The sequence below is a fragment of the Micromonospora sp. NPDC000442 genome (assembly GCF_042898635.1).
Taxonomy (GTDB): domain Bacteria; phylum Actinomycetota; class Actinomycetes; order Mycobacteriales; family Micromonosporaceae; genus Micromonospora.
Genome location: NZ_JBIAYZ010000030.1, coordinates 43,675 through 50,058, shown reverse-complemented (window position 1 = coordinate 50,058; position 6,384 = coordinate 43,675). Strand labels below are relative to the sequence as shown.

Annotated in this window: 4 protein-coding genes; 2 read left to right on the top strand and 2 right to left on the bottom strand. The window is 71.4% G+C overall.

Annotation, left to right across the window (positions count from 1 at the left end; all coding sequences use genetic code 11):
• Nucleotides 1–8 precede the first annotated feature (8 nt).
• A complete protein-coding gene (locus ACFY2A_RS28690; RefSeq protein ID WP_387176207.1) occupies nt 9–512 on the bottom strand; it encodes a DUF998 domain-containing protein in 504 nt (167 codons plus the stop codon).
• Between the two features lie 126 nt (nt 513–638).
• Here ACFY2A_RS28690 and ACFY2A_RS28685 point away from each other — a divergent pair, with 126 nt between their 5' ends.
• Complete coding sequence (locus tag ACFY2A_RS28685) at nt 639–1,340, top strand: TetR/AcrR family transcriptional regulator (RefSeq protein ID WP_387176205.1); 702 nt, start codon at nt 639–641, stop codon at nt 1,338–1,340.
• Here the strand turns inward: ACFY2A_RS28685 and ACFY2A_RS28680 are convergent.
• A complete protein-coding gene (locus ACFY2A_RS28680) occupies nt 1,285–3,228 on the bottom strand; it encodes a beta-N-acetylhexosaminidase (protein ID WP_387176204.1) in 1,944 nt (647 codons plus the stop codon). The genes ACFY2A_RS28685 and ACFY2A_RS28680 overlap by 56 nt on opposite strands.
• A gap of 312 nt (nt 3,229–3,540) precedes the next feature.
• Between ACFY2A_RS28680 and ppdK the strand changes: the two genes are divergently transcribed.
• Complete coding sequence (ppdK, locus tag ACFY2A_RS28675) at nt 3,541–6,276, top strand: pyruvate, phosphate dikinase (RefSeq protein WP_387176202.1); 2,736 nt, start codon at nt 3,541–3,543, stop codon at nt 6,274–6,276.
• The last annotated feature ends 108 nt before the right edge of the window (nt 6,277–6,384 follow it).

The following is a 6,384-nucleotide window of genomic DNA, read 5'->3' as shown; positions in this document are numbered from 1 at the left end:
GTGGGGGGTCATTCCGACCGGGCCGGGGGCGGCGCTCGGAGGCACTCGCGGTTACGCCATGTATAACCACCGGGCCGGGCCCGCGATTCCGCCGGGGGCGTGGCCCCGGTCACCGGCGAATCGGACATCTGGCCACGCCGTGCACGATTGTCCCCACCGGTGTTCCGCGCAGCGGTGCCGGCCGTGCCATTGGCGCGGGGCTGCCGGTCGACGGAGGCGGCGGTGTGCCGGGAGTCGGCGAGCGTCACCGACCTCCAGGTTGCCCGGCGGGGCGTCGCGCCGGCCGCCCTCGCCTGGCCCCGCAGCCCGATCGCGATGGCGACGACCAGTAGCCCGACGGCGACCAGCTTGACGGTGCCGAGCCAACCCCGGTCGCCCAGGGACAAATGGCTGATCCAGTGCCGGGTGAGCTGATAGCCGGGGCGGGTTGCGCCGTCGGCCAGGTCCACGCCGATCAACGCGGTCGGCGCGAGGATGGCGGCAGCGCGGGCGGTACGGGTCAGGGCGTTCATCGGCATCATGCGAACGATGTTCGCATGATGCGAACATCGTTCGCAAGGTGGTTTGTCGGGGCCTCGACTACCCTGTGGCCGTCCCGCCGGGATCGGGGCGGCCACCGGAATTGCGGAGGAAGCCGGATGATCAACAGTGGTGCGGAGCTCCCGGCTCGGCGGCGTCGTTCCACCCGGCCGAAGCCGGCGCTGACCCAGCAGGCGATCGTCGCTGTCGCACTCGACCTGGTCGACCGGGCCGGCGTGGACGCGGTCACCATGCGCAGCGTCGCCGACGCGCTCGGCACCGGGCCGGCCTCGATCTACCGGCACGTCACCAGCAAGGACGAACTTCTCGAACTCGTGCTCGACCGGGTGCTGGCCGAGGTCGCCGTGCCGCCGCCCGACCCGGAGGACTGGCGCGGGCCGCTCATCGCGCTGGCCCGCGAGGTGCGACGGGTCCTGCTGGCGCACAACGACATCGCCGCGGTGGCCATGTCGGGTCCACCGGTCGGCGACAGTCCAGCCCGCATCGCTGAGGCGTTACTGGCGATTCTGCGTACGGCTGGTTTTCCGGACGAGGTCTGCGCGTGGGCGGTGGACCGGCTTTCCCTCTACGTCACCGCCGACGCCCTCGACACCGCGCGGCAGCGGGCGCCCCACGATGGCCCGGAGGCGGTACAGCGGCGCTGGGCGGCCGTCGCGCAGTACTACCGCGACCTGCCTGCGGACCGCTTCCCGCACACCGTCGCGCTGCGCGACGCACTGTTCGCCGCCGGCCCGGTGGACCGCTTCACCCTCGGTCTGGAGCTGTTCCTGGACGGACTGGCGTCTCGTCGAGGCGGCTGACCGGCGCCTGTCCGACATCGTCGGCCGACGGCCTGCGCGGTGCGGGCACCGGCGTCGTCGGCCAGGGCAGCTCAGGAGAACGGTGGTACGTGATGCCCGCAGTGGCCCACCGCGGGCCGTGCGTCGCCAGCCGCTCGCGGAACGCGCTCCAGTCGTGCGTCGACCGGGGTGACCAGCCCAGCTCGGCGATGGCGGGCAGCCGGGGGAACAGCATGAACTCGATCTCTGCGAGCGTGGTCACCGACTCGGTCCACAGCGGCGCCTCGACGCCGAGCACCGCCTCGGCCGGTGCGCCGGCCAGATGGTTGGCCGGGTCCCAGTCGTACGCCCGGTGTACGTCGATCAGGCCAGCCCAGTCGTGCCCGATCGGGGTGTCCGGGGCGTACTTCATGTCGAGGTACGCGTGGTTGCCGGGGGAGAGGATCAGCCGGGCCCCCCGGCGCACCGCTTCGGCGGTCACCGCGTCCTCGCCGGTCGTGCCCCACCACTGGAGGATCCGCCCTTCGGCGTGGGTGGCGGGAGCGATCTGGTGCCAGCCGATCACGTCCCGGCCCAGCTCGGCGACGATGCGCTGCACCCGGTCGACGAAACCGGCGTACACCTCGGCGGGCACCTTGAACGCCTCGTCGCCACCGATGTGCAGCCACCGCCCGGGGGTGAGCGCGGCGATCTCGCCGAGCACGTCGGCGACGAAGTCGTACGTCCGCTCGCTGGCCGGGTCGACGTAGCTGAAGCCGACCTCGGTGCCGGTGTACGGCGGCGGCGCGACCCGGTCGGGCGCCAGCTCGCCGTACGCGGTCAACGCCGCGTGGGTGTGACCGGGCAGGTCGATCTCGGGGATCACGGTGATGTGCCGGTCGGCGGCGTACGCCACGATTCGCTGGTAGTCCGCTTGGGTGTAGTAGCCGCCGGGGGCGTCGCCGACCGCGCCGGCCCCGCCGACGGTGGCCAGCCGGGGCCAGGAGTCGATCGCGATCCGCCAGCCCTGGTCGTCGGTGAGGTGTAGGTGCAGCCGGTTGAGCTTGTACCGGGCCAGGTCGTCGATCACCCGCAGCACGTCGGTGACGCCGAAGAAGTGCCGGGCAACGTCGAGCATCGCTCCCCGGTGCGGGTAGCGGGGGCGGTCGAGAATCGACCCACCCGGCAGCACCCAGCGTTCGGTGACCGGGGTGGCGCTCTCGACGGCGGCCGGCAGCAGCTGCCGCAGGGTCTGCACCCCGTGGAAGAGACCGGCGGCGGTGCCGGCGGCGATGCGTACGCCGTCGGTGGTGATGTCGAGCCGGTAGCCCTCCTCGCCCAGCGCGGCCTCGCCGGTCAGGTCGAGGGCGATGCCACCGGACGGTACGGGCGTGGCGGCGTCGGTCACCGGCAGCGGGTATCCGGTGGCCGGGCGCAGCAGCGCGGCGAGATGCCCGGCGACGGCCATGGCGGCCGGATCGGCGCTGACCCGGATCACCGCGTCGGCGGCGAGCAGGTAGTCGGCCCCGGCGTCCGGCATGACCTGTTCCGGCGCCGGCACCACGTCGCCCAGCCGGGTCGGTGCCGGCGGTGCGAGCAGCGCCGCCGCCTTGCGCTCCGCCGCCCTGGCCAGCTCCCCGGCGGTACGCCCGGCAGCCTGAGCGGCATCGTCCGCGTGCGCGGCCGTCTCGGCCCCGGCAGCCGTGTTCGCCCGCGCGGTCGTTCCGGCTCCGGCGGCGGTGTTCGTTTGCCCGGCGGGCTCGGCCCTGTCGGTGGCGTTCGCCTGCGCGGCGGCCCTGCCAACTGCGGCGCTCTGGTCCGCTGCGGCGGTCTCCACCTCCGGGGCGGGCGTCGCCTCGGACGCCGGGGTGACGTCGGCGGGGTGGGGCGGGTCGAGTGGTTCCGGTGCGGTGCTGGGTGCGGCGGACACGAGGACTCCCGAGGGGGTGTATTCGCGGCTGTTGTGGCAATGGTGCGGGGTGGTCACAGAGCGTGCCGTCAAGCGTACGGGGAGGCTGGCAATTGCGTGAATGTGCGCGTGGGACCGTTCCCAAAAACCGTGCTGAACGCGAACTGTCGTGATTGCTGTGCCTATTGTCACCGAATGCTCCCGGGCCGCGCGTTGGTCGCTTAGCCTTCGCCCACCGATCGGCACGACTCCCCGGATTACCAGGCGGTGGATTCGGGGTATCAAAAAACTGAACCTTCGTTAAGTGTCAATCCGGGCGCGTGGGAGGCTCTGGTGGCAGCGCAAGAGACGGTTGAGCACAAGTACGTCTACGACTTCGCCGAGGGCAACAAGGATCTCAAGGACCTCCTCGGCGGCAAGGGAGCGAACCTGGCCGAGATGACCAATCTCGGCCTGCCGGTGCCGCCCGGCTTCACCATCACCACCGAGGCGTGCAAGGCGTACCTCGACACGGGTGCGGAACCGGCCGGGCTGGCCGACCAGACCACCGCGCACCTGACGGCGCTGGAGCGCGAGATGGGCCGGCGACTCGGCGACCCGGACGACCCGCTGCTGGTCTCCGTACGCTCCGGGGCGAAGTTCTCGATGCCCGGAATGATGGAGACCGTGCTCAACGTCGGTCTCAACGACCGCAGCGTCGAAGGACTGGCCCGGCAGGCCGGTGGCTCGGCCGAACCGGCCGCCTCCGGCGGCGCGGACCGGTTCGCCTGGGACTCCTACCGCCGGCTGATCCAGATGTTCGGCAAGACCGTCTGCGACGTGCCCGGCGAGGAGTTCGAGCACGCGCTCGACGAGGCCAAGCGCGCCAAGGGCACCGACCTCGACCTGGACCTGGACGCGGACGACCTGCGCAGGCTGGTCGACGCGTACAAAAAGATCTTCACCAAACACACCGGGCGGGAGTTTCCGCAGGAGCCACGCGAACAGCTCGACCTCGCCGTGCGGGCGGTCTTCGAATCGTGGAACGCCGAGCGGGCGGTGGTCTACCGCAGGCAGGAGCGGATCCCGGCCGACCTGGGCACCGCCGTGAACGTGGTGGCGATGGTCTTCGGCAACCTCGGGCCCGACTCCGGCACCGGCGTCGCCTTCACTCGCGACCCGGCCAGCGGCGCCCAGGGCATCTACGGCGACTACCTGGCCAACGCGCAGGGCGAGGACGTGGTCGCCGGCATCCGCAACACCGTGCCGTTGCAGGAGCTGGAGCGGATCGACAAGGACTCCTACGACGAACTGCTCGACTACATGGCCCGGCTGGAGCGGCACTACCGTGACCTGTGTGACATCGAGTTCACCATTGAGCGCGGCAAGCTGTGGATGCTCCAGACCCGGGTCGGCAAGCGCACCGCCGCCGCCGCGTTCGTCATCGCCGGCCAACTCGTCGACGAAGGCCTGATCGACCTCGACGAGGCCCTGCACCGGGTCAACGGCGCGCAACTGGCCCAGTTGATGTTCCCGCGCTTCCAGCTCGACCACGAGTTCCAGCCGGTCGCCACCGGCATCGGCGCCTCGCCGGGCGCGGCGGTCGGCAAGGTCGTCTTCACCTCGGCCCGCGCGGTCGAGTTGGCCGCCGAGGGCGAGGCCGTCATCCTGGTGCGCCGGGAAACCAACCCGGACGACCTGAACGGCATGATCGCCGCCAGGGGCATCCTCACCTCGCGGGGCGGCAAGACCAGCCACGCTGCGGTGGTGGCCCGGGGAATGGGCAAGACCTGCGTTTCCGGTGCCGACGACCTGGACATCGACGTGCCGAAGCGGCGGTTCGCCGTGGCCGGACACACGGTCACCGAGGGCGACGTCGTCTCCATCGACGGCACCACCGGCAAGGTGTACCTGGGCGAGGTGCCGGTCATGCCCTCCGAGGTGGTGCAGTACTTCGAGGGCAGTCTCGACCCGGCGCACATCGACAACGCACTGGTGCGTGCCGTACACCGGATCATGTCGCACGCCGATGCCAGCCGGCGTCTGGCGGTACGTACCAACGCCGACACCGCCGCCGACGCGGCCCGGGCCCGGCGCTTCGGCGCCGAGGGCATCGGGCTGTGCCGCACCGAGCACATGTTCCTCGGTGACCGTCGCGAGCTGGTGGAACGGCTGATCCTGGCCCGCGATCCGGCCGAGCGGGAGGACGCGCTCGCCGCGCTGCTGCCGTTGCAGCGGGCCGACTTCGTGGAGATCTTCCGGGAGATGGACGGGTTGCCGGTCACCGTCCGGTTGATCGACCCGCCGCTGCACGAGTTCCTGCCGCCGCTGGAGCAGCTCGCCGTCAACGTGGCGGTCGCCCAGGAACGTGGTGAGGACGTCGCCAAGGAGGAGGCGCTGCTGGCGGCCGTACGCCGGATGCACGAGGAGAACCCGATGCTCGGGCTGCGCGGCGTACGCCTGGGTCTGGTCATCCCCGGACTTTTCGCGATGCAGGTCCGGGCGATCACCGAGGCGGCCGTGGAGTGCACCCGCCAGGGGATCCGGCCCTGCCCGGAGATCATGGTCCCGCTGGTCGGTGCGGTCCAGGAACTGGAGACGGTACGCACCGAAGCCGAGCGGATCATCGCCGAGGTGGTCGGCGGCAGCGACGTCGACGTGCTGATCGGCACGATGATCGAGGTGCCCCGGGCAGCGTTGACCGCCGGGCAGATCGCCGAGGCGGCCGAGTTCTTCTCCTTCGGCACCAACGACCTGACCCAGATGGGTTGGGGCTTCTCCCGGGACGACGTGGAGGGGGCGTTCTTCTGGCGCTACCTGGAGCTGGGCATCTTCGGCATCTCACCGTTCGAGTCCATCGACGCGGACGGCATCGGCCGCCTGGTCCGCATCGCCGCCGAGGAGGGACGGGCGGCCCGTCCGGGGCTGAAGATCGGGGTCTGCGGCGAACACGGCGGCGATCCCGACTCGGTGCACTTCTTCCACTCCGTCGGGCTGGACTACGTCTCCTGCTCGCCGTTCCGGGTCCCGGTGGCGCGGCTGGAGGCAGGCCGGGCGACGCTGGTCACCAGCGGCTCGGACAGCCGCTGACCGCACGCCCGAAGCAGCGACATCGGGGATGGCGCTCTGTCGAGCCACCGGCGAGGCAACACCATCCCCGATGTTGTCGCGCGATGCTCGGTGTCCTCGCGATGCCCG